The sequence below is a fragment of the Marinobacter sediminum genome, assembly GCF_016820575.1.
Lineage (GTDB): Bacteria > Pseudomonadota > Gammaproteobacteria > Pseudomonadales > Oleiphilaceae > Marinobacter > Marinobacter sediminum.
Genome location: NZ_JAEMQH010000002.1, coordinates 171,909 through 194,185, shown reverse-complemented (window position 1 = coordinate 194,185; position 22,277 = coordinate 171,909). Strand labels below are relative to the sequence as shown.

The 22,277-nt window shown below is 59.2% G+C and carries 18 protein-coding genes; 7 read left to right on the top strand and 11 right to left on the bottom strand.

Annotated features, from left to right (window positions below; all coding sequences use genetic code 11):
- Positions 1 to 5: 5 nt before the first annotated feature.
- The 4 genes from mutL to FGO67_RS07690 are packed head-to-tail and all read right to left on the bottom strand — an operon-like array spanning position 6 to position 5,424.
- Complete coding sequence (mutL, locus tag FGO67_RS07705; RefSeq protein ID WP_203300170.1) at positions 6 to 1,958, bottom strand: DNA mismatch repair endonuclease MutL; 1,953 nt, start codon at positions 1,956 to 1,958, stop codon at positions 6 to 8.
- A 20-nt stretch (positions 1,959 to 1,978) separates the two neighbouring features.
- On the bottom strand, positions 1,979 to 3,310 hold the full coding sequence (locus FGO67_RS07700; RefSeq protein WP_203300169.1) for an N-acetylmuramoyl-L-alanine amidase: 1,332 nt from the start codon (positions 3,308 to 3,310) through the stop codon (positions 1,979 to 1,981).
- 60 nt (positions 3,311 to 3,370) lie between these two features.
- On the bottom strand, positions 3,371 to 3,868 hold the full coding sequence (gene tsaE, locus FGO67_RS07695) for a tRNA (adenosine(37)-N6)-threonylcarbamoyltransferase complex ATPase subunit type 1 TsaE (RefSeq protein ID WP_203300168.1): 498 nt from the start codon (positions 3,866 to 3,868) through the stop codon (positions 3,371 to 3,373).
- Entirely contained in the window at positions 3,865 to 5,424 is a 1,560-nt protein-coding gene (locus tag FGO67_RS07690; RefSeq protein ID WP_203300167.1) for an NAD(P)H-hydrate dehydratase, read from the bottom strand. The genes tsaE and FGO67_RS07690 overlap by 4 nt, the downstream gene beginning before the upstream one ends.
- 149 nt (positions 5,425 to 5,573) lie before the next feature.
- Between FGO67_RS07690 and queG the strand changes: the two genes are divergently transcribed.
- Positions 5,574 to 6,653, top strand: a complete 1,080-nt coding sequence (gene queG / locus FGO67_RS07685) for a tRNA epoxyqueuosine(34) reductase QueG (protein ID WP_203300166.1) — start codon at positions 5,574 to 5,576, stop codon at positions 6,651 to 6,653.
- Here the strand turns inward: queG and orn are convergent.
- A complete protein-coding gene (orn, locus tag FGO67_RS07680; RefSeq protein WP_203300165.1) occupies positions 6,648 to 7,190 on the bottom strand; it encodes an oligoribonuclease in 543 nt (180 codons plus the stop codon). The genes queG and orn overlap by 6 nt on opposite strands.
- Before the next feature lie 117 nt (positions 7,191 to 7,307).
- Between orn and rsgA the strand changes: the two genes are divergently transcribed.
- A complete protein-coding gene (gene rsgA / locus FGO67_RS07675) occupies positions 7,308 to 8,363 on the top strand; it encodes a small ribosomal subunit biogenesis GTPase RsgA (protein ID WP_203300164.1) in 1,056 nt (351 codons plus the stop codon).
- Between the two features lie 18 nt (positions 8,364 to 8,381).
- Here rsgA and motB read toward each other — a convergent pair whose 3' ends face one another.
- Entirely contained in the window at positions 8,382 to 9,341 is a 960-nt protein-coding gene (gene motB / locus FGO67_RS07670) for a flagellar motor protein MotB (RefSeq protein ID WP_203300163.1), read from the bottom strand.
- 31 nt (positions 9,342 to 9,372) lie between these two features.
- Positions 9,373 to 10,224, bottom strand: coding sequence for a flagellar motor stator protein MotA (gene motA / locus FGO67_RS07665; RefSeq protein WP_203300162.1), 852 nt, complete (start codon positions 10,222 to 10,224; stop codon positions 9,373 to 9,375).
- Between the two features lie 174 nt (positions 10,225 to 10,398).
- Here motA and asd point away from each other — a divergent pair, with 174 nt between their 5' ends.
- Entirely contained in the window at positions 10,399 to 11,253 is an 855-nt protein-coding gene (asd, locus tag FGO67_RS07660; RefSeq protein ID WP_203300161.1) for an archaetidylserine decarboxylase, read from the top strand.
- Between the two features lie 14 nt (positions 11,254 to 11,267).
- Here asd and epmA read toward each other — a convergent pair whose 3' ends face one another.
- Together epmA and efp are read right to left on the bottom strand one after the other, a co-directional pair.
- On the bottom strand, positions 11,268 to 12,236 hold the full coding sequence (gene epmA, locus FGO67_RS07655) for an EF-P lysine aminoacylase EpmA (protein WP_203300160.1): 969 nt from the start codon (positions 12,234 to 12,236) through the stop codon (positions 11,268 to 11,270).
- 7 nt (positions 12,237 to 12,243) lie between these two features.
- A complete protein-coding gene (gene efp / locus FGO67_RS07650) occupies positions 12,244 to 12,819 on the bottom strand; it encodes an elongation factor P (RefSeq protein ID WP_203300159.1) in 576 nt (191 codons plus the stop codon).
- A 45-nt stretch (positions 12,820 to 12,864) separates the two neighbouring features.
- Between efp and epmB the strand changes: the two genes are divergently transcribed.
- The 3 genes from epmB (at position 12,865) to FGO67_RS07635 (ending at position 18,131) form a co-directional block, all read left to right on the top strand.
- Positions 12,865 to 13,902, top strand: a complete 1,038-nt coding sequence (gene epmB / locus FGO67_RS07645) for an EF-P beta-lysylation protein EpmB (protein ID WP_203300158.1) — start codon at positions 12,865 to 12,867, stop codon at positions 13,900 to 13,902.
- 222 nt (positions 13,903 to 14,124) lie between these two features.
- The gene (locus FGO67_RS07640; protein ID WP_203301142.1) at positions 14,125 to 15,930 is read left to right on the top strand and encodes a GTPase; all 1,806 of its coding nucleotides are present in this window, start codon (positions 14,125 to 14,127) and stop codon (positions 15,928 to 15,930) included.
- A gap of 116 nt (positions 15,931 to 16,046) precedes the next feature.
- Positions 16,047 to 18,131 carry an EAL domain-containing response regulator gene (locus FGO67_RS07635; protein ID WP_203300157.1) on the top strand — a complete coding sequence of 695 codons (2,085 nt, stop codon included), beginning with the start codon at positions 16,047 to 16,049 and terminating at the stop codon, positions 18,129 to 18,131.
- Positions 18,132 to 18,202: 71 nt separating this feature from the next.
- On the opposite strand, the gene serB is transcribed toward FGO67_RS07635, so the two are convergent.
- Positions 18,203 to 19,435 (bottom strand): phosphoserine phosphatase SerB, encoded by a 1,233-nt coding sequence (serB, locus tag FGO67_RS07630; protein WP_203300156.1) that lies wholly within the window; start codon positions 19,433 to 19,435, stop codon positions 18,203 to 18,205.
- Positions 19,428 to 21,722 carry a DNA topoisomerase IV subunit A gene (gene parC / locus FGO67_RS07625; RefSeq protein WP_203300155.1) on the bottom strand — a complete coding sequence of 765 codons (2,295 nt, stop codon included), beginning with the start codon at positions 21,720 to 21,722 and terminating at the stop codon, positions 19,428 to 19,430. The genes serB and parC overlap by 8 nt, the downstream gene beginning before the upstream one ends.
- A 226-nt stretch (positions 21,723 to 21,948) precedes the next feature.
- Between parC and FGO67_RS07620 the strand changes: the two genes are divergently transcribed.
- Positions 21,949 to 22,182: a hypothetical protein gene (locus FGO67_RS07620; RefSeq protein ID WP_203300154.1), complete on the top strand. Its 234-nt coding sequence runs from the start codon at positions 21,949 to 21,951 to the stop codon at positions 22,180 to 22,182.
- Positions 22,183 to 22,277: the final 95 nt, after the last annotated feature.

Below are 22,277 nucleotides of genomic sequence, written 5' to 3'. Positions count from 1 at the left end.
GCCGATCAGCGCCCCCGCAGGAACAGCTTGTCCAGCTCCGACAGAGTGACCAGCGTCCAGGTCGGCCGACCGTGGTTGCACTGGCCACTGCGCTCGGTGGCTTCCATGTCACGCAGGAGTGAGTTCATTTCCGGAATCGTCAGCTGGCGATTGGCCCGCACCGAGCCATGGCACGCCATAGTTCCCAGCAGCTCGTGGGTGACCGCCTCAACCCGATCGCTCTGGCCATGCTCGATCAGATCAGCCAGGACATCCCGGACCAACTGTTCACTATCGGCGCCACGCAGAAGCGCCGGAACCTGGCGGACCGCCAGGGTCTCCGGGCCAATACGCTCGATCTGCAAGCCCAGCTGGCGTAAATCATCGCCATGGGTTTCAGTCAACGCGGCTTCTTTCTGGCTCACCGCCATGGACAGCGGCACCAAGAGGGGCTGACTCTTGAGATCCTGCTCAGCGAGGGCACGCTTCATGCGCTCGTAGGTGATGCGCTCATGCGCCGCGTGCATGTCCACAACAATCATGCCAGCGCGCCCTTGCGCCAGAATGTAAATGCCGTGCAGCTGGGCTATGGCATAACCCAGGGGCGGCTCTTCGTCGCCGTCCATGGGTGGCGTTGGCATCGCCTCCGCCCCGCCAGCTGGCGCCACCGGGGTGCCAGCCTCGACACCACCACCGGCGTTCAGGGAATTGTAAAACGCCATCTGATCGCTGGCATGCCATTCCTGCTGGGGCTGGGACTGGGGCTGAGAGTACCCCTGTGGCTGCCCGGAATACGGATAGCCCTGGCCACCGCCTTGCGGCACACCCTGCCCCTGTGACGGCGAGGCCTGGAAGCCTGCTGGCTGGCCCGACCATGTCGGCGCCGAGGGATCAGGATGGCCCGCCGCCCCGGGCACACCCTGGGCATTCTCGCGGCCAAAGGATTGGGCCACGGCACCCCGCAGGTGATCGTCCGGACGAACGTCCGCCAGCGCCTTGTGCAGAGTGCGGAAGATGAAATCGTGCACCAGCCGGCCATCGCGGAAACGGACTTCGTGCTTGGTGGGGTGAACATTCACATCCACCGTCGCCGGATCCACTTCCAGGTACAGCACGAAGGCCGGATGACGGTTGTTGTACAGCACATCCCGGTAGGCCTGGCGAACAGCGTGCGCCACCAGGCGATCCCGGATAACCCGTCCATTGACGAAGAAGTACTGCAGGTCTGCCTGGCTGCGGGAAAACGTTGGCAGCGCCACCCAGCCCCACAACCTCAGGCCTGTCGCTTCGGCATCGATGAGCACGGCATTGTCGATGAACTGCTGCCCACAGAGCGCACCGATTCGGCGCTCCTTGTCGAGTGGCGATTCTGCCGGACGCAGACTCTGAACCACACGCTGATTGTGGCGCAGCGTAAAACCGGCATCGAAACGGCTGAGTGCCTGACGACGCACACACTCTTCAACATGATTGAATTCGGTTTTTTCCGTACGCAGGAATTTCCGGCGGGCGGGGGTATTGAAGAACAGGTCGCGCACTTCCACGGTGGTGCCCACCGGGTGCGCCGCTGGTGAAATGCGGGCGTCCATGTCGCGCCCTTCCACCTCAACCCGGGACGCCGCCTCTTGAGCGGCGGTCCGTGAGGTCAGGGTAAGGCGGGAAACGGAACTGATACTGGCCAGGGCCTCACCACGGAAGCCCAGGGAAGCCACGGCTTCCAGGTCATCCAGGCTGACGATCTTGCTGGTGGCATGACGACTGAGCGCCAGCGGTAAATCCTGCTCTTCGATACCGCTGCCGTCATCCCGGACCCGAATCAGTTTGACGCCACCCTGCTCTATCTCCACATCAACCCGGTCAGCACCGGCGTCGAGGGCATTTTCAACCAGTTCTTTGACGACAGACGCGGGGCGCTCCACCACCTCGCCAGCAGCGATCTGGTTCGCGAGCCGCGGCGAGAGCAATTGAATGGGGGGCATGTTTCGGGGAAACCTCTTGATCAGGATGCAGGAATTCGAATGGTCTGCCCTACCATAACACGGTCATCCCGCAAGCCGTTAAACTGCATCAGTTCGCTGACGGTGGTCTGATTTCTCCGAGCCACGCCCGACAGCGTATCCCCGCGCTGGATCCGGTAATGACTGACGGAACTGCCACCCTGACGCTGCTGCTTTTCCCAGGCTAGCAGGGTGCCCGGCGGTGGTGTCTTGCGGAAATAGTCGTCGATTCCTTTCATGATGGCATTGGCCAGCCGGTTCCGGTACCACTCGGTGGAAAGGTTCTTCTCTTCCGTGGGATTGGAGATAAAACCGGCCTCAACCAGAATCGACGGAATATCCGGGGATTTCAGTACCACGAAGGCAGCCTGCTCAACCCCGGATTTGTGCAGTTTGGCAACACTGCCGAGCTTACCCAGCACCGAGCTGCCAACACCCAGACTGGCATTGATACTGGCAGTCATCGACAGATCCAGCAGCACCCCGGCGAGCATGTCATCTCGCCCATCCAGCGACACACCACCCGTCAGGTCCGATCGGTTTTCGCTCTGCGCCAACCAGCGAGCGGTTTCACTGGTAGCTCCGCGCTGGGAAAGCGCGAAAACCGAAGCGCCTTTGGGTTGCGGCGTGCGGAAGGCATCGGCATGCATCGACACGAACAGATCAGCGTTGTATTTCCGAGCCAGCAAGGTTCGGTTGCGCAAGCCGATGTAATAATCACCGGTTCGGGTCAGCTTGGCAGTATAGCCCGGCTTGTCGTTGATCAGTTTGGCGAGGTTTTTCGCCATTTTCAGCACCACGTCTTTCTCACGAGTGCCTCTGGGCCCAATGGCACCGGGATCCTCACCGCCGTGACCGGCATCGATCACCACGATCACATCCCGCTTGCCGCCGGATTCCTGGGTCACTGTTGGCTTGCTGGCCTTTTCCAGGCGGCTGCCATCCTCGTCGATCAGATCAATCACCAAACGGTGGCCATACTGTTCGTTGGGTTCGAGCTGGAAGCTTCGGGGTTTGATCTTGCTCTTGAGGTCAAGCACCACCCGCAGGTCACTGCCATTGCGGGGCGCGCTGCGAATCCGGCGAATCGGGCTCCCGGAGAGGTCCAGCTTGTCGAATTCCGCTTTCAGGGCGGTATTCTTCAAATCAACGACCAGGCGCGACGGGTTCTCCAGTGAAAAAATGTTGTGTGCGACCTGGCCTTCGGTATCCAGCACCAGACGCGTGTGGTCCGGCGCCGGCCACACCCGCACGCCCTCTACCCGGGTAGCGGCGTGGGAAGTCAGCGACAGCGACAGCAGCAACACTGCCACCATGGCTGCCCAAACGCTCATTGTTGACCTGATCTTACTCATACTGCTGTCCTGCTTAACAAACGACACGGCCCGCCAATATCAATGACCGGGCCCGATCAGTTCCAATTGGTTCAAGAGCGATGCGCCCCGCTCCGAACCCGCCCGTAGCACGACAGAGCGGCCGTCATGCTCGCGCTCGAGGTGTATCTCAATATCCGGCTCCGGCAACAGCCCCTTGCCACGCTCGGGCCATTCAATCAAACACAGGTACTGGCCCGAGAAGTAATCCCGGATGCCCATGTACTCCAACTCATCCGGGTCGCCGACCCGATAAAGATCAAAGTGATACGCCGGCGGCTGCAAATCTTCATAGGGCTCCACCAGGGTATAGGTTGGGCTCTTCACCGCACCCTGATGCCCGAGCCCGCGCATGACCCCACGACTCAAGGTGGTCTTGCCCATGCCCAGATCACCGTCCAAAAAAACGATCAAGCCTTCACCAGAGGCGACGACGCAGCGCGCCAGCTCACGGCCCAGCTGCTCGGTCTCTGATTCGCCCTCCAGAAACAGGCGGCGCTCATTTCCAAAAATACTCATTGCTCCTCCCGACCCGGTAAGCTGAGGGTTTCCGACTCGCGCAGCACCGTGGGCAAGGCATCAATCACGTCTGTTGGAATCAATCCCATAAAACCTTTTTCCGCCGACGCCAGGTTGGCCGCAGCCAAGTGCACCGACGCCGCCAATGCAGCCGCCTGCCGGGCGTTATTCAGCTGGCCGTATAGCGCACCGATAATGCCGGCCAACACATCGCCCATCCCACCGGTTGCCATGCCCGGGTTACTGCCGCTGACAATATCAACAGTTTCCCGGTCAGACGCAATCACCGTACCCGCACCCTTGAGTAAAACCGTGCCACCATACATTGACTGGAGCGTGCGCGCTGCCGCCATCCGGTCAGCCTCCACCTCCGGAACCAGGCAGCCCAACAAGCGGGCCGCCTCGCCCGGATGCGGCGTCAGAACCTGATTTTCAGCCGGCACCGCCACCCGCGTTGACAGCAGGTTCAGGGCATCGGCATCGAGCACTCGGGGTTTGCCGCTTTCGACAACCTGCTCCAGCATCTGCTGGGCCCAGGCCCCTTGCCCCATACCGGGCCCACACACTACCACCGAAGCCGCCTCCAGCAGCGGCGGCAGTTCGGAACCGTGAATCAGGCCATGCACCATAACCGACGGGCACCGCGCCAGCGCGGCGGTTACATGCTCCGGCCGCGTGGCCAGCGTTACCAGCCCGGCACCGGAGCGGGCCGCAGCCTCAGCCGCCATCAGCCCCGCGCCACCAAAACCTCGCTCACCGGCCACCACCAGCACATGCCCAAAGCGCCCCTTGTGTGCATTGGCCGGCCGCTTGGGTAGCCAGGACATGGTCGAGGGCCAGTCCAGCCGGCATGCCAACGGCCTCTGCCCGCTCCGGCTGACGCCCGTTTCGGTATCAAGTGATTCGAACACAACCGTGCCGCACACCGCAGAACCCTGTCCGGTGAACAATCCGCTTTTCAGACCAATAAACGTAACCGTCAGATCGGCCCGCACCACGTCGCCTTCGGTGGCGCCGGTGGTGGCATTCAATCCGGACGGCAGGTCGATCGCAAGAATCGGCGCTGAGCCATGATTACACTGGGCAATCAGGCCGGCGAAGGGTTCCCTGGGAGCACCGGACACGCCGGTACCCAGCATGGCATCAACCAGCACATCAGCTTCACTGAACAGGGTCTCCCGCGTTTCCGCGGTCAAGGTTGCGAATTCCTGCACCTCGACCCCATCAACAACGGCCTTCCGCCAGGCTTTACGGGCATCCCCGGTCAGTTTCTTGGTGGGCGCCACCGCAACGCACTGCACGCGCATACCGTGACGCGCCGCATTAGCGGCCACCAGATAGCCGTCTCCGCCGTTGTTGCCAGCGCCACAGAGGACCAGGATCGACCCCGCTTCCGGCCACTGTCGAACCAGCCGCCGAAACGCCGCATGAGCCGCACGCTGCATCAAGTCGAACCCATCCACGCCCTGCTGCTCAATCACATAGCGGTCAATCTCCCGCACGGCATCGGCGGAGAACAGTGTGTCTGGTAAACTGCCCACGTGGGACGGCGGCATAAGCCTTTGCTCCCGTTACAGAAACCGGTTTAAGAAAATTGGCCAGATACCTGTAAAGCATAGCAAAACGGGCAAAAAGGTCATAACTTAATCAAATTAAAGTTTGGCATTCTGATTTTCAATGAGTTGCCTACGTCGCAGCAGGCCCCATGAGCGCACCATCTGACCAACCAAGCACCACCGAGGATTTTTCCGACCTGGTCACCCGCATTCGGGGTTGGGCCCGGGAACTCGGGTTTGCCGATCTGGGCATCACCCTCCCCGATACCGGCGAACACGGCCAACATCTGCAGGACTGGCTAGCCGAGGGCTACCACGGCGAAATGGAGTACATGGGCTATCACGGCGACAAACGCTACACGCCCCGCTCGCTTGTGCCTGGCACAGCCCGGGTGATCTCGGTGCGCATGGATTACCTGCCCGCTCCGGACAGCCCAAAAGAAGCGCTTACTAACCCGGAAGGCGCCTATGTTACCCGCTACGCCCTTGGTCGCGACTATCACAAGCTGATCCGGAAGCGGCTGGCGACTCTGGCAAACTGGATCGACGAGGCGCTCAGCGGTTACGAATATCGCGCCTTTGTGGACAGCGCCCCGGTGCTCGAGCGGGCACTTGCCCAGCGTGCAGGTCTAGGCTGGATCGGCAAGAACAACATGCTGATTCACCCGAAAGCGGGCTCATTTTTCTTCCTGGGCGAGATTTTCACCAGCGCACCACTGCCGGTGGATGCCCCGTTTGAAACCGACCACTGTGGCAGCTGCACGGCCTGCCTCGACCTCTGCCCAACGGACGCCTTCGTCGGTCCGCACCAGCTCGATGCCCGGCGCTGCATCAGCTACCTCACCATTGAATTGCGCGGCAGCATTCCGGAAGAGCTGAGACCGTTGATGGGCAACCGGGTGTTTGGGTGTGACGACTGCCAGCTGGTCTGTCCGTGGCAGAAGTTCAGCAAACCAACCGGGGAGGATGATTTCCAGCCCCGGCACGGGTTGGACAGCAGCTCCCTGGCCGAGTTGTTTCTGTGGACCGAAGAGCAGTTCCTGAAACGGACCGAAGGCTCAGCCATCCGCCGGACCGGCTATCGGGGCTGGCTCCGGAATCTGGCCGTCGGGCTTGGCAATGCGCCCTCAACCATCCCGGTCATTGAGGCCTTGAGACAGCGCGCGGACCACCCCGATGACATGGTCCGCGAACACGTGCAGTGGGCCTTGAATCAGCACGGCCTATAACTTGAAGAAGGTATCCCGGTAGTGGCGCAGCTCGCTGATGGAGTCGCGGATATCGTCCAGTGCCAGGTGACTGCCCTGCTTCTTCACGCCCGCCAGGACATCAGGCCGCCAGCGGCGCGCCAGCTCCTTGACGGTAGAGACATCCAGATTGCGGTAGTGGAAAAACTCTTCCAGACGGGGCATGTACTTCACCAGAAACCGGCGATCCTGGCCGATGCTGTTGCCGCATAGGGGTGACTTACCCGCTTCCAGGTGCTGCTGCAGAAATTCCAGCGTTTGCTGCTCGGCCTGGGCCTCGTCAATGGTGCTTTCCTTGACGCGCTTGGTCAGGCCACTGGCACCGTGGGTGTTGGTGCACCATTCATCCATCGCATCCAGCAGGCTGTCGGGCTGATGCACGGCAATGACCGGGCCCTCTGCCACAACATTCAGCTCCGAATCGGTGATGATGGTGGCCATTTCGATGATCCGTTCCTTTTCCGGATCCAGCCCGGTCATCTCCAGATCAATCCAAACTAAGCGATCGCCTTCTGCCATTATCAGTTCCTAACTTTCAGTGTCTTGGTGGTGGAGTTGGGACATCCCCTGTGTATTGTGGCCGATTAACGTATGATGTAACACCTCACCCCACCGATTACTGGCAACTGATCCTTAATGGCAAAACGGCGACTGAACAAGCAGCAACAATTCCGAATCAAAAAAGTCCAGGAGGAGCGCGCCGCGCGCGCTGCACGGAAGGAGAAAGTGGTTCAGGAACAGGCCGAGGCCGGCGAGCTGGGCCAGGAACAGGAAGGGCTGATCATCGCCCACTATGGCCAGCAACTGGATGTCGAGGGCCTGGAGGGCGAGCACACCGGCAAGGTGATTCGCTGCTTTGTGCGCGCCAACATCGACAGCCTGGTTACCGGTGACAAAGTCATCTGGCGGCCAGGGCGCAACGAATCCGGGGTCATCGTTGCCCGCTGTGAGCGCCAGAATCTGCTCCAGCGCCCCGACAACTTCGGCGCCCTGAAGCCAGTGGCCGCCAATATTGACCACATCATTCTGGTGTTGGCCTCGGAGCCTGAACCCCACGACAACCTGATCGACCGGTACCTGGTGGCGTCTGAAATCACCGACATACCGGCGGTCATCCTGTTGAACAAGACCGACCTCATCACCGACCGCAACCGGGATCACATCGATGCGCTGCTGGCGCGCTACGAGGCCCTGGGCTATCAAGTAGTCCGCACTTCAGCGGCGGAATCCGGTGATCGGCCGGCGCCGGAAGTTGAGGCCCTGGTAAAAAACCAGACCAGCGTATTCGTGGGTCAATCCGGGGTTGGCAAGTCATCGATCATCCAGACCCTGATGCCGGACGAAGCCATCCGAGTTGGCGCGGTGTCCGAGAGCACCGGTAAAGGTGTGCACACCACCACCACCGCCCGGCTGTTCCACCTGCCCATTGGTGGCGATCTGATTGACTCCCCGGGTATCCGGGAGTTTGGCCTGTGGCACATGACAACACAGGAGATCGAGTACGGGTTTCGTGAGATTCGCGATGAGATTGGTCACTGCAAGTTCCGGAACTGCCGCCACATGGGCGACCCCGGATGCGCCATCGACGCCGCTGCAGAAGCGGGCCGGATCAGCCCGGAGCGCCGGAGAAGCTTTCACCGCATATTGCAGGACATGGCTGAGCAGCAGGCCCGGGGCCTGAAACTGGATTAAATCCGGCAGCCTTGGGCCTTACCAGTTCAGCTCGCCGGGTTCCGGCTCCGGCTTCTCCTCCAGCCACTCGCCGCTCTCCAGCCGACCCATCGCTTCCTGCTTTTCCTCTTCGGTTGGCTTGGTCAGATCGATCAACGGCTCGTCGCCCTGACTGGCATTGTCTTGAATGCCCTGGGCGGTCTTCTTATTGAGCACGATGATCGAGATACGGCGATTAACCGGCGCCGTCGGATCACGCTTGTCAAACAACACGGAATCACTCAAGCCCACGACCCGACCGATCTGCTCAGATCGCACCCCTCCGGCCACTAAGGCCCGGCGCGCCGTATTTGCCCGGTCGGCGGACAGCTCCCAGTTGGTATAGCCAGGCCTACCCTTGAAAGGCGAGGCATCGGTGTGGCCAGTGATGCTCAACTTGTTATCAACCGCCCCCAGGTAGCTGGCAAGGTCGAACAGGATGTCCTGCGAATAATACTTCAACTCGGCTCGGCCACTGTCGAACATTGGACGACCGGAGCGATCGACAATCTGAATACGCAACCCTTCGTCGGTGATGTCAATCAACAGCTGATCTTTGAATTCCTGCAACGTCTGACTCTGTTCGATACGGTCCTTCAGTTCCTGAAACAGCTCCTGCATCCGGCGCTGTTCGAGAGTCTCCGACAGCTCATCCACCACCTCGTCCTTAATCTGGATTTGACTGGACTCGACATCGGAACTGGCCTCATCAACCACCGAAGCACTCCCTCCCAGGTCAACTGGATTAGGTGTACCACCGTCGGTGAAACCCACAGGGTCACGGAAATAGCCTTCCACTGCCTTGATTTGCTCGGGCGATGCGGTTGCTGTCAGCCAGAGCACGAGGAAAAAAGCCATCATGGCGGTGGCAAAATCGGCAAACGCGACCTTCCAGGAGCCACCGTGGTGCCCGCCGGCAACGACTTTCTTGCGTTTGATGATGATCGGCTGCTCGTCCACGCCTCAGCTCCAGCTTAAAAAGAGAAACTCGTTACTTCGAGCGAACGTGATCGTTCAGTTCCTGGAACGCCGGCCGCTTGTCCGTGGGCAGGGCCTTCCGACCAAACTCAATGGCCATCTGCGGCGCCTGTCCCGAAACGGTCGCCACAATGGACGACTTGATGCAGTCATAAGCCTTGAGCTCGTAACGGGCAGAATGCTCCATTGCGATGGACAGCGGTCCAACAAACCCATAGCCCATAAAAATACCGAGGAAAGTACCGACCAGCGCCGCCGCCACACTAAGGCCGATCCGTTCTGGCCCCTCGGACAGGAAATTCATGGTGATTACGATCCCCAGTACCGCGGCCACGATACCCAGGCCGGGAAGCGCGTCGGCAACCTTGTTCACCGCGTGAGAAGGTTCCTCCAACTCATGCTGACGGCTATCAATCTCGTTTTCCATCATGCCCTCCAATTCATGAGTTGCCATGTTGCCGGAGCTGATGATGCGAAGGTAATCGGTAATGAAGGCGAGCAATTCCTTAGACTTCAGAATGGCCGGATAACGGCTGAAGATCTGGCTGGCTTCCGGATTATCGATATCCTCTTCAATGGCCATGACACCCTGCTTGCGGGATTTATCGAAAATCTCATAAAGCAGGCTCAGCAGGTCCATATAGAAGGCTTTATTGAACGGCGACCCCGTCAACTGACGCAGGATGCCCTGAAACACTTCCTTGACCGTGTGCATCGGGTTGGCGATGACAAACGAACCAATGGCCGCGCCGAAGATGATCAGAACCTCCGTGGGCTGCCAGAGCACCATAAGGTTACCGCCGTGCAATACGTAGCCGGTAAGCACGCTAGCAAGGACAACTACTGCTCCGATAATGAGTAACATGGGAAGATTGCACGCCTTGATTTTGGTTATTGGTGGGCGCGGTCATCACCCACTCGGTTAAAGGCCTCGATAATAGCAAGGCTTAACTGCGCCCGAGAAGCCAGGAAACAATTTCTATACACAGGCCAGACTTTGGTAGAATGCGGCCCTTTGCGCTCAAAGGGTTACTTTTAAATGTTAAGCAAACTGTTTGTTCTGAGTCAGTACGTCACGCCCCAACTAATGGTTTCCCGCTTCGCTGGCCGCCTGGCAGACCACGACAGTAACCCTGCGCTCAAGAACCGCGTCATCAAGTGGTTTATCGGCCGCTATGGCGTAAACATGAGCGAGGCCGCCGAATCCGACCCAACCGCCTACCCCAGCTTCAATGCGTTTTTCACCCGAGCCCTCAAGCCCGGTTTGCGCCCCATTGCCGAAGACGAGAAAACGCTGGTCAGCCCGGTCGATGGCGCCATCAGCCAACTGGGTCAGGTAAGCAATGATCGGGTCTTCCAGGCGAAAGGACAGTCCTTCAGCCTGACCGAGCTGCTCGGCGGCGATCCGCAGTGGGCCAACACCTTTGCGGACGGCGAATTCTCAACCATCTACCTGTCGCCCAAGGATTACCACCGGATTCACATGCCCTTGGCGGGCACTTTGCGTGAAATGGTATACATCCCAGGCAAGCTGTTTTCAGTCAATCCGGTTACTGCTGAGAACGTGCCAAACCTGTTTGCCCGTAACGAACGGGTGGCCTGCATCTTCGACACCGAAGCCGGGCCCATGGCCCTGGTATTGGTCGGCGCCATGATCGTCGGCAGTGTTGAGACGGTGTGGTCCGGCGTTGTTGCGCCAGGCAATGGTGAGGTTACAACCACTCGCTACGAAGGCGACGAGGCACGAGCCTTCGCCAAGGGCGAGGAAATGGGACGCTTCCGTCTGGGCTCCACCGTGGTCATGGTCATGCCCAAGGGCGCGGCAACCTGGAACGACGATCAGGTAGCCGGCAAAACAGTGCGCATGGGTGAACCCTTCGGCACTCTGGCTTAAGTGAGGCTTGCGGCCTAGGCGCGCTCGAAAGGGAAGGCGAGCACCTCGGCGATATCCCGGACGCCCAACTTGAGCATCAGCAACCGATCCAGCCCGAGCGCCACCCCGGCGCAATCGGGCAATCCAGCCTCGACAGCATCAAGAAAAGCCCCATCCAGCGCCATGCCAGGCTTGCCCGACTGCTGCCGGAGCCAATTATCGGCCTCAAAGCGGCGGCGCTGTTCGCTGGCGTCAACCAACTCCCAGTAGCCGTTACACAACTCCAGGCCATCGATATACAGCTCGAAGCGGTGCGCCACCGGATGGCCATCCACCTGTGAGACTCGAGCCAGGGCCGCCTGGGACGCCGGATAACCAACGATGAATTCCGGGGCATCCCGGCCAAGATTCGGCTCTACCGAAAAGCTCATCAGCAGGTCCAGGCACCCGTCCCGATCCAGATTCGCGATCTGATCCGGCTCCAGCCATTGCTCGCAGCACCGGCGCAGATCCTGATCGCTGATCTCAAACGGGTCCACCTTGGCCCAGGCCAACATGGCATCCCGATAGGACACCTGCGCCGGCCGGGCACAACCGAGCCAGCCGCACACCAGATCTGCCACCTCGGCCATCAGCTCTGTGTCGTCGTAGCCGAGCCGGTACCACTCCAGCATGGAAAACTCAGGGTTATGCCGCCGGCCGCGCTCGCCGTTCCGGAACACTTTGGAGATCTGATAGATCGAACCGGATCCAGCTGCGAGCAGACGCTTCATGTGGTATTCGGGGGAGGTCTGGAGCCAGCCTCCCGTGCGCCCTGCCGCGGAAATGTCGGCCGCGATGCCATCAAGGTTCACGTCGGTCACGCCGTGCTGTGCCAGCACCGGCGTCTCCACCTCCAGAACCTCCCGTTCAGCAAAAAAGCCGCGCACAAACGCTAATTGTTGTGCACGGCTTCTCAGGGCTGCCGGCGAGGCAGAGGGCCGCCAGACAGATTGCTCGGTCATTCCCGAATCAGTTGCTTTTGACGCGGCTGACGTAATCGCCAGACCGGGTGTCGACCTTCAGCACTTCGCCAATGGTGATGAACAACGGTACGTTGACCACCGCGCCGGTCGACAGGGTAGCGGGCTTGGAACCACCCTGGGCGGTGTCACCTTTCATGCCGGGATCGGTGTCGACCACTTCCAGCTCGACAAAGTTCGGCGGCGTAACCGTCAGCGGGGCACCGTTGTAGAGCGTTACAGTGTACACGTCCTGCTCTTTCAGCCATTTCACGGTGTCACCAACCGCCTTGGCGTCTGCCGGGTACTGCTCGAACGAGCCGTCGGTCAGCATGAAGTGCCAGAACTCACCATCGGTGTACAGGTACTCCATGTCCTGATCGATCACGTCAGCGGCTTCGAGACTCTCACCCGACTTGAACGTGCGTTCCCAGACCCGGTTGGTCATGAGGTTCCGCAACTTAACTCGGTTAAAGGCCTGTCCTTTCCCCGGCTTGACGAACTCGTTTTCAAGCATGATACAAGGGTCGCCATCGAGCAAAACCTTAAGACCGCCGCGGAATTCGTTGGTAGAATATGAAGCCATGAAATGTTCACCTGACAAAATGCAGTTAAAAATTCGAAGGTCGCTATGATACAGCGAACCCCCACCCGTATAGAAGCCCACCTTGTCGAGGACCGCCGCAGCTGGCAGCAACTGCTCTCTGGGTCGATCACCTGCCCGGAGGAACTGCTGGCACGGCTGGACCTGTCGCCCGAGCGCTGGCTCCGGGGCGCCCGGGCCGGGCATCAACTGTTCCCGGTGAGGGTTCCGGAGCCGTTTCTGGCGCGAATGCGCAAAGGCGACCCCGATGACCCATTGCTGAGGCAGGTCTTGCCGGTAAGCCAGGAGGCTATGCGGGTTCCGGGCTTCGTTCGCGACCCCCTGGAGGAAGACGGCGCCATCCAGACGACCGGCCTGATCCGCAAATACCGCAGCCGTGCCCTGCTGATGGTGACGGGTCAGTGTGCGGTAAATTGCCGCTACTGTTTCCGGCGCCACTTTCCGTACGAAGATCAGCGCCTTAGTCCTCAGGACCGGCAGCGCATCATAGAGACCCTGGCGGCGAGCCCGGAAATCAACGAAGTGATTCTCAGCGGCGGCGATCCTCTGGCGGTCAACGATAAGCTACTTGCCCAATGGGCACAGGAGCTTGAGGCAATTCCTCACCTCAAACGCCTTCGCCTGCACACTCGGCTACCGGTGGTGATCCCCGAGCGCGTCTGCGACCCCCTGCTTGCCTGGCTACAAAATACGCGGCTCCGGGTTGTAATGGTGCTACACATCAATCACCCGGCCGAGATTGATTCGGCCACGCGCACCGCTCTTGAACAATTGCGCGATGCCGGCGTTACGCTGCTGAATCAGAGCGTTATTCTGCGCGGCGTCAACAACAACGCTGATGTTCTGGAAACGCTCAGTGAGTCCTTATTTGACGCCGGGGTACTGCCGTATTACCTGCACGCCTTCGATCCGGTCGAGGGGGCGCATCATTACGATGTCTCTGACGAAGAGGCCCGGGGACTAGTCCGGGATCTGCTGGGCCGGCTACCGGGATTTCTGGTGCCGAAGCTGGTACGAGAGGTTCCCGGACAGGAAGGCAAGACGCCCCTCAACCTGTTTCCGTGATAGAATTCTCAAATATTCGCCGGCAGGCACTTGTCAAAGATTGTTAACTCGTTACACGTTCGCTTTTTGTAACGGGCTTGCTATCTTAATGTTATGTAACGATTACCATAAAAATACCATTCACGGCTTTTCCGTGACGCTCCGGGCAAATAAGACATCGCTCAAATGCCCACCGCATCACTTCAGGAACCCCACCGTGACCCTCAACAGTGGCGTGAACTCATGGAAGGCATGAATCTGAAACCTGATCTTCGAGTCCCAGAACAGAAAACAGCCAGCCTGTCTTTTTGCGACACCACGCCCAAAGCATTCCGGGGCTGGGTTGATCAGTTGCCCATGGCTAATATTGGCGAGGTTTCGCGCCAGCTGTACCATGCCATCATTGAGCTCAACCACCTGTTCACGCCCCCACAACAGCGGCTGCAGTTCCTGGAGCTGATTCGGGACAAGATCCAGTTCGTGTGTAATGAGCTTTCCCGGCATTACCTGGGCATGGCCGTTGCGCTGCCGGAAAAACAGCGCAAGATCGCCAACCTGTCCCAGGCACTGCAGCTGCACTTGTCCGCAGGCTACAAGCTCTGCATCCTGGAATTTCTGGACAACGGAGGCGTAGAGCGCAACCGCAAGCCCATCGTCATTGCCACACATCGGGCCATTTCCGAGCTGGCAGCGACCATCGTCCGTTCTCACCAGCTGTATTGCCCAAGTCCGTCGAGAAGCTGGCTGGAGTGCCACCGGCTGTACCGGTTTGCTGTCAGGAACAAGCTCGCAGACACCGACGTGGAAGACCACAGCCTGCTGCACCGCCGCTCCAGCTCCATCTCCGATGCCTACAAACGAATTCTGCTGCTCGGTAGTGCGCGCCCGAACCAGCTGCGCCAGCCAGAGCTGATGCAGGTCTACGAACTGTTCGAGGCCTGGAGCGATTACACCCGCTGCGCCCCCGATATCGGAGACGACAGCCTGTTCGTCATCAACATGGAGGGCGACAACCCTCCAATCTACCGTAGCCTGCTGGATCACAACCCTGGCGAAGACAGTTTTGACTTCGACACCCGGGACCTATCGGCAATGGTTTCGGATACGCTGAACGCCCGTCGCAACAAAACCAAGGGCGAGAATGCTCTGCATGTGCCCGCCAAGGTCAGCGACACCCTGCTGACTCACCTGAGCCAGGCTCTGGGCATTCTGGCCAAGCGCAACTTCAACCGGATTGCCAGTCAGGGCATGCTGGAAGTCTGTGTAGGCCTCACCGCTGCCCACTATTTTGTTGCCGGGGAAAAGACCTTCACCGAGTTTGTCAATGGCAACGAAAACGGTCACCACAGTGAAGAGAACATGTTCATTCGCGCAGCCCAGCAGGGCAAAGACGCCTGGGCAGGAGCCCACGACGCCGCTCCCAGCGATGACGCCAGACACTCCGCGGACGTCCCCATTACCTTTCGCGGCAGCTATGGCACCGCTCCCAAGCAAGTGGCTGACAAAAACCGGCCAAACGCCCACCATGCCCTACTGATCAACACCAGCCCGGGCGGCTATTGCGTGGCCTGGGAAAGCAATGTCCCCGCATCGCTACAAGCGGGTGAGGTTCTAGGCGTGCGCGAGCAAAGCTCCCACCCCTGGAGCATTGCGGTGGTTCGCTGGATCAGGCAAATCAAGCATCACGGAACCCAGATCGGAATCGAATTGCTGGCGCCCAGCGCCTCGCCTTGCGGCGTGAAGCTGATCCAAAAGGTCGGCAACAGCAGCGAATACCTGCGCGGTTTGCTACTGCCTGAAATCAGCGTGGTCAACCAGTCGGCGACTCTGATCACCCCACGACTGCCATTCCAGTCAGGCAGCCGTATTTCGCTGCTGCACGACGGCCGGGAAGACCAGGGTCAGTTGTCGAAGAAGGTGTCTTCAACCGGAAGCATCAGCCAGTTCGAATTGAAACTGCACAATGCCTCAATGCCGTCGGCCAACGCCCCGGACACTCCCTCTGGCGCCAGTGAGGATGAATTCGATTCACTGTGGCCGTCGCTGTAGATGCCTGGCAGTGGGAACCCATTGGCTACAGGGTTGTTATTGGCGACTATCCGCTGCATCATTCAGCTAAGTGACCGCCCGGCCTATCCCAACGTGCACCACGAGACGCCTTACGAATGCAGAAAAAGAACGCGACCGTACACCTGCTAATCCTTGATCCCGACCAAAATGATGCCGAATCGCTGGTCAGCCTGCTCAGAAACTCTGGCAAGGCCACTCGCGCTCACCGCATTACTTCGGAAGAGGATCTGGAGGAAACCCTGAAAGCCGGCAACTGGGACTTGTTGCTGGCCCGGGACCTGGAGCAGGAGTTCAGTGCCGACGACGCTCTGGCGATGATTCGCCGGATGGACAAGGACATTCCGTTCATCCTGCTGACCGAAGAGCAGAGCCGCGAACGCACCGTTACGGTGTTGAAAGCCGGCGCCCAGGACACGGTTCCTTTCGAGTACACAGATCTGCTGGTGCTGACGGTTAATCGCGAACTCGCCGCCCTGGAAGATCGGCGCCGTCGGCGAGCTCTGGAGTCCCACCTGCGCGAGGCCGAACAACGCTGCCAGCTGCTGCTGGAGAGTTCCAAGGACGCCATCGCCTACATCAACGACGGCATGCACATCTATGCCAACCAGTCGTACATGGAATTCCTCGGCTACGACGATATCGACGACCTGATCTGTATTCCGGTACTCGATACCCTCACCGCGGAGAGCCAGGGCAAGTACAAAGAGTTCATGAAGTCTTTTGCCGAAAAGGGCGAAGACGGCATGACCATGAACTGCACCGCGCGCCGCAGCGACGATCACGAGTTCAACGTGACCATGTCAGTGTCTGCCGCCACATACGACGGCGAAGCCTGCACCCAGATCGTACTCCAGCCTGAACACAGCGACGCCGAGCTGGAAGAAAAGCTGCGCCAGATCAGTAGCCAGGATCTGATGACCGGCCTGTTCAACCGTCAATACCTGATGGACGCCCTGGCCGCAAACATTGGCGAGGCCGGCAAAAAGAACCAAACCGGCGCACTCGCCTACATAGCACTCGACAACTTCATGAGCATGAAGGGGCAGGTCGGCATTGCTGGTGCGGACCTGCTGCTGAGCGACCTGGCCAACCTGCTCAAACAGCAGGTGGATGAAGAGGTCATCCTTGCCCGCCTGAGTGATGACGCCTTCTGCCTGATGTGCCAGCCCTGTGACGAAAAGGCCATGGCCGAGCACGCCGAACGCGTACGCAAGGCGGTCGAAGACCACCTTTTTGATATAAACGGTCGAACCGTGCAGTTCACGGTCAGTATCGGTGTTGCTGCCATCACCGAAAATTCTCCGAAAGCTGAGGAGCTGATGGCCCGGGCCCACACCGCCTCGTCCGATGTGCGCAAACAGGAAGGGCACGAACAGGGCAACGGTGTTCTGGTCTACAACCCGACGGATTACGAAAGCCTTGATGAAGGCAATTCGGTTGAGGCGATCATAAAAGCCCTGGAAGACAACCGTTTCAAGCTGTTATTCCAGCCTATCATCAACCTGCGTGGCGAGGGCGAAGAGCACTACGAGGCGTTTGTCCGGATGCTCGACAAGGATGAAGAAGAAGTCTCACCCTACGACTTCCTGCCGCCGATGGGCCCTGCAGATACTGCCATCAAGATCGACCGCTGGGTTATCCTGCAGACTATCAAGCAGCTGGCCAGCCACCGGTCGCGCGGGCATGATACCCGCCTGTTCCTGAACATCACGGCCGAAACCCTGCAGGACCAGACCTTCACAGCCTGGCTCAGTGTGGCCCTGAAGGCGGCACGCCTGCCCGGTGACTCACTGGTCTTCCAGATCCGGGAAGGCGATGCCAATAACTACATGAAACAGGCGAAAGAATTCAGCAAGGCCGTGCACGAGTTGCACTGCAAGGTTTCCATTGGTCAGTTCGGTTGTGCGCTCAACCCGTTCAATACCCTGAAGCACATCGAGACCGACTACGTGAAGATCGACGGTTCGTTTACTGAGGAAATCCAGAAGAACGACACCGCCAAGGAACAGGTTAAGGAAATGGTCAAGACCCTGCAGAACAGCGGCAAGCTGACCATCATCCCGCTGGTGGAAAACGCCGGTGTCCTGGCCACACTCTGGCAAGCCGGTGTCAACTATATTCAGGGTTACTACCTGCAAGCGCCTGTGCCGGAGATGAACTACGACTTCGGGGATCACTGACCCCACACTGCATGGCAAAAAAACGGCGCCCCCTGGGCGCCGTTTTTATATTCAGCAAGCACTGGAACCGATCAAAAACCGGCCCGCTCCAATCCCTGATTGGTTTCGCTCTCACGGAAGCCAATCAGATAGAGAATGGCATCCAGCCCTAACGTCGATATCGAGTGCCGTGCCGATTCCTTGACCAGCGGCTTGGCGCGGAACGCCACGCCCAGACCGGCCTGACTCAGCATCGGCAGGTCGTTGGCACCATCCCCCACGGCAATCACCTGTTCACGGGCAATGTGCTCTTTCTCGGCAATTTCCAGCAGCAGCTCGGCCTTACGCTTGCCATCCACCACCTGGCCGGAGACCTGACCGGTAACCTTGCCATCAACAATCTCCAGCTCGTTGGCGTAGACGTAATCGATACCCAGCTTGGCCTGCAGGTGGCGGGCAAAATAGGTAAACCCACCGGACAGGATCGCAGTTCGGTAACCCAGCGCCTTCAGGCTGCGGATCAGGTGCTCTGCTCCTTCGGTCATCCGTAGGCGGGCCGCAATACCTTCGAGCACGGACTCATCAAGCCCCTTCAACAGCGCCAGGCGCTCCGCAAAGCTCTGACCAAAGTCCAGCTCGCCCTGCATCGCCCGCTCGGTAATCTCAGCGACCTGGTCACCCACGCCGGCTTCCCGTGCCAGCTCATCAATAACTTCGGCTTCAATCAGGGTGGAGTCCATATCGAACACCACCAACCGACGATTCCGGCGGAAGATTGAGTCTTCCTGGAAGGCGATGTCGACGTTCATTTCACCGGCGATGTGCAGGAAATCGGCCCGCAATGCGTCCAGATCCGAGGGCGTTCCCCGTACCGAAAACTCCACGCAGGCAATGCGGTTCTGAGCAGAGTTCAGCGATGGCCGGGCCGACAAGCGGGAAATGTTATCGATGTTGAGACCATGGCGAGCTGTGATGGCCGAAACCCGGGCGATCTGCTCAGCCTGGATGTCTCTGGCCAGCAGGGTGACGATGTAGCAGGCTCGATTTCGACCTTCCGCCCAGCTCTGGTACTCCTCTATTGTTATCGGTGCAAACCGCACCTGCAGGTCCAGGGCGTGCAGCCGGAACAGCAAATCGCGAATCACCGGCGAAGACTTGGAGGCGTCCGGAATCTCAATCAGGATGCCCCAGGTCAGATGGTCATGAATCACCGCCTGGCCGATATCGAGAATCCGGACATCGTACTGGCCCATGATCCCGGTAATTTCCGAGGTGAGGCCGGGCTTGTCCCGGCCGGAGACATTAATCAGTACCAGCTCACTCACTCTCGGTGCTCTCCTCTTCCTGTGCCCGTGCGGCCGAAGGAATCACATCAATGCCGTCAACGCGCTGCAGGCCCCGGGGCAGTTTGTGCCCACGCCGGCCACGCTCGCCCAGGTAATGCTCAAGGTCGCTGAAGTGCAGGCCCATCTTGCGCTTGCCGGCACGAATCTCCAGCTGATCGTCTTCGGCAAACACGGCCACGGCGACCACATACTCTTCCCGATTCTGTACCCGGGCCGAGGGGATGCTGATGATCTTGTTACCCTTCCCCTTGGCCAGCTCCGGCAATTCACTCAGGGGGAACACCAGCATCCTCCCCTCATTGGACACTGCGCCAAGGTAGAGGGTCTTTTCTGTGGCCGGAATGGTGATCGGCGGCATGATCCGGGCACCCTTGGGCACACTGACCACCGCCTTGCCGTTACGATTCTTGCTGATCATGTCGTTCAGCGAGGTAACAAAGCCATAACCACCGTCGGTTACCAGCAAGGCCTTGCGAGCAGAATCGCCCATCAACAGGCCAGAGAAACTCGCCCCGGATGGGGGGTTGATCCGGCCAGTCAGCGGCTCGCCCTGCCCTCGCGCGGACGGGAAGCTGTGCGCCATCAGTGAGTAGGCACGACCGGTGGAGTCCAGGAAGATTGCCTGCTGATTGTTGCGACCCCGTGCCGCCAGGGCAAAGCTGTCACCGGCTTTGTAGCTCAGACCCTCAGGCTCGATGTCGTGGCCTTTCGCTGCTCGCACCCAGCCTTTCTCGGACAGCACCACGGTAACCGGATCGCTGGACACCAGATCGATTTCACTGAATGCTCGGGCTTCCTCGCGCTCCACAATCGGTGAGCGACGGTCATCGCCGTAGGTTTCGGCATCGGCCTGAAGTTCGGACTTGATCAGTTCACGCAGACGATCCTCGGAACCGAGAATGGTTTGTAGCTCATCACGCTCGGCCGCCAGCTCATCTTGCTCACCCCGGATCTTCATTTCCTCAAGCTTGGCCAGGTGGCGCAGTTTCAGCTCGAGAATGGCTTCAGCCTGATCCGCGGACAACCCGAACCGCTCCATCAAAACCGGCTTGGGCTTGTCCTCGGTACGGATAATTTCAATCACCTCATCGATGTTTAGATAGGCGATCAACAAACCTTCGAGCAGGTGCAGTCGGGCCAGCACTTTGTCCAGGCGGTGCTGCAGTCGGCGCGTCACGGTGGTCCGGCGGAACGCCAGCCACTCGGTCAGAATGGTGTGCAAGCCCTTGACGCCCGGACGGCCATCATTGCCAATGACGTTGATGTTAACCCGGTAGGTTTTCTCCAGATCGGTGCTGGCGAACATATGCGCCATCAAACCGTCGAGATCAACCCGGTTGGAACGCGGCACAATAACGAGGCGCGTCGGGTTCTCATGGTCTGATTCGTCGCGCAGATCAGCGACCATTGGCAGTTTCTTGGCCTGCATTTGCTGCGCAATCTGCTCCAGAACACGAGCACCTGACACCTGGTGCGGCAGGTCAGTAATGACAATTTCACCGTTTTCGCGAATCCAACGTGCCCGCATGCGTAAAGACCCGCGGCCAGTCTCGTACATCTGGCGAATGTCTTTGCGCGGCGTGATGATCTCGGCGTAGGTGGGGAAATCCGGGCCCTTGATGTGCTCACAGAGTTCATCAACAGTGGCCTCCGGGCTATCCAGAAGCCGTATACAGGCGGCACTCACCTCACGCACGTTATGGGGCGGGATGTCAGTCGCCATACCAACAGCGATGCCGGTGGTGCCATTCAGCAACACATGAGGCAGACGTGCGGGCAGAACCGAAGGTTCGTCCATGGTGCCGTCAAAATTCGGCACCCAGTCCACCGTACCTTGGCCCAGCTCACCGAGCAGCACCTCGGCAAACGGTGCCAGGCGGGACTCAGTATAACGCATGGCGGCAAAAGACTTGGGATCGTCTGGCGACCCCCAGTTGCCCTGGCCATCCACCAGCGGGTATCGGTAGGAGAACGGCTGCGCCATCAGCACCATGGCTTCGTAACAGGCGCTGTCACCGTGGGGATGGAACTTACCGAGTACATCACCGACGGTACGCGCCGATTTCTTGTACTTGGACGTGGATTTCAGCCCCAGTTCGGACATCGCGTAAACAATGCGCCGTTGAACCGGCTTGAGACCGTCGCCCACGTTGGGCAGGGCCCGGTCAAGGATGACGTACATGGAGTAGTCGAGATAGGCCTTTTCCGTGTAGTCCCTGAGTGAAACCCGCTCAAAGCCTTCATCCGTAGTCTGGAACTCTGGCATGGATGCCTCTTCTGCCTGTATTACCTGAAGTGAATGACGCCGATGATGCTACCCGTTGAACGCGAAATAATCACGGGCCGCGACGTGAGGGCTCATTATATGGACGCGCGCTCAGATACTCCAACTTCCAATAGCGGAAACCCCGCATGGAGACTCTGTAATGCCCACCGTATGCTCGCCAACGTCGGATAGAAGACCGTTTAACTTTCCTCACAAGCGGAACACTATGAAACCCAACCTGAAAGCCTGCGGGCAAGCCATGGTCACGGCCATGGTGAATGCGCTACTGGCAGTGGCCCTGATGCTCCTGGTGGAGTTTACAATCAGCGGAACCTTCCAGATTCCCGAGCCGTATCTTTGGGCGGGTGTGCTGATCTGGCTGGTCATCTTTGCTGGTCAGTTCTGGCGGCAGCGGCATTTGTGTCGTTCGAACCAAACGTCTGGGCATTCCAAGGCGTGATGAGACAGGCCCATTGCGGGCAGTAAAAGCGGGAATCGTAAATCAATTCAGGCGGGGATAGCCTGCATAAGACGAGCCAGGGTTCGGCACTCATA

Bases quoted from the DNA above. Each gene is read 5' to 3' on its own strand.
- queG (WP_203300166.1), top strand. From the start codon at position 5,574: ATGAGCGCACCATCTGACCAACCAAGCACCACCGAGGATTTTTCCGAC.
- parC (WP_203300155.1), bottom strand. From the start codon at position 21,722: ATGCCAGAGTTCCAGACTACGGATGAAGGCTTTGAGCGGGTTTCACTC.
- FGO67_RS07690 (WP_203300167.1), bottom strand. From the start codon at position 5,424: ATGCCGCCGTCCCACGTGGGCAGTTTACCAGACACACTGTTCTCCGCC.
- efp (WP_203300159.1), bottom strand. From the start codon at position 12,819: ATGGCTTCATATTCTACCAACGAATTCCGCGGCGGTCTTAAGGTTTTG.
- motA (WP_203300162.1), bottom strand. From the start codon at position 10,224: ATGTTACTCATTATCGGAGCAGTAGTTGTCCTTGCTAGCGTGCTTACC.
- mutL (WP_203300170.1), bottom strand. From the start codon at position 1,958: ATGCCCCCCATTCAATTGCTCTCGCCGCGGCTCGCGAACCAGATCGCT.
- rsgA (WP_203300164.1), top strand. From the start codon at position 7,308: ATGGCAAAACGGCGACTGAACAAGCAGCAACAATTCCGAATCAAAAAA.
- FGO67_RS07635 (WP_203300157.1), top strand. From the start codon at position 16,047: ATGCAGAAAAAGAACGCGACCGTACACCTGCTAATCCTTGATCCCGAC.
- epmA (WP_203300160.1), bottom strand. From the start codon at position 12,236: ATGACCGAGCAATCTGTCTGGCGGCCCTCTGCCTCGCCGGCAGCCCTG.
- orn (WP_203300165.1), bottom strand. From the start codon at position 7,190: ATGGCAGAAGGCGATCGCTTAGTTTGGATTGATCTGGAGATGACCGGG.
- FGO67_RS07640 (WP_203301142.1), top strand. From the start codon at position 14,125: ATGGAAGGCATGAATCTGAAACCTGATCTTCGAGTCCCAGAACAGAAA.
- tsaE (WP_203300168.1), bottom strand. From the start codon at position 3,868: ATGAGTATTTTTGGAAATGAGCGCCGCCTGTTTCTGGAGGGCGAATCA.
- asd (WP_203300161.1), top strand. From the start codon at position 10,399: ATGTTAAGCAAACTGTTTGTTCTGAGTCAGTACGTCACGCCCCAACTA.
- epmB (WP_203300158.1), top strand. From the start codon at position 12,865: ATGATACAGCGAACCCCCACCCGTATAGAAGCCCACCTTGTCGAGGAC.
- FGO67_RS07700 (WP_203300169.1), bottom strand. From the start codon at position 3,310: ATGAGCGTTTGGGCAGCCATGGTGGCAGTGTTGCTGCTGTCGCTGTCG.
- FGO67_RS07620 (WP_203300154.1), top strand. From the start codon at position 21,949: ATGAAACCCAACCTGAAAGCCTGCGGGCAAGCCATGGTCACGGCCATG.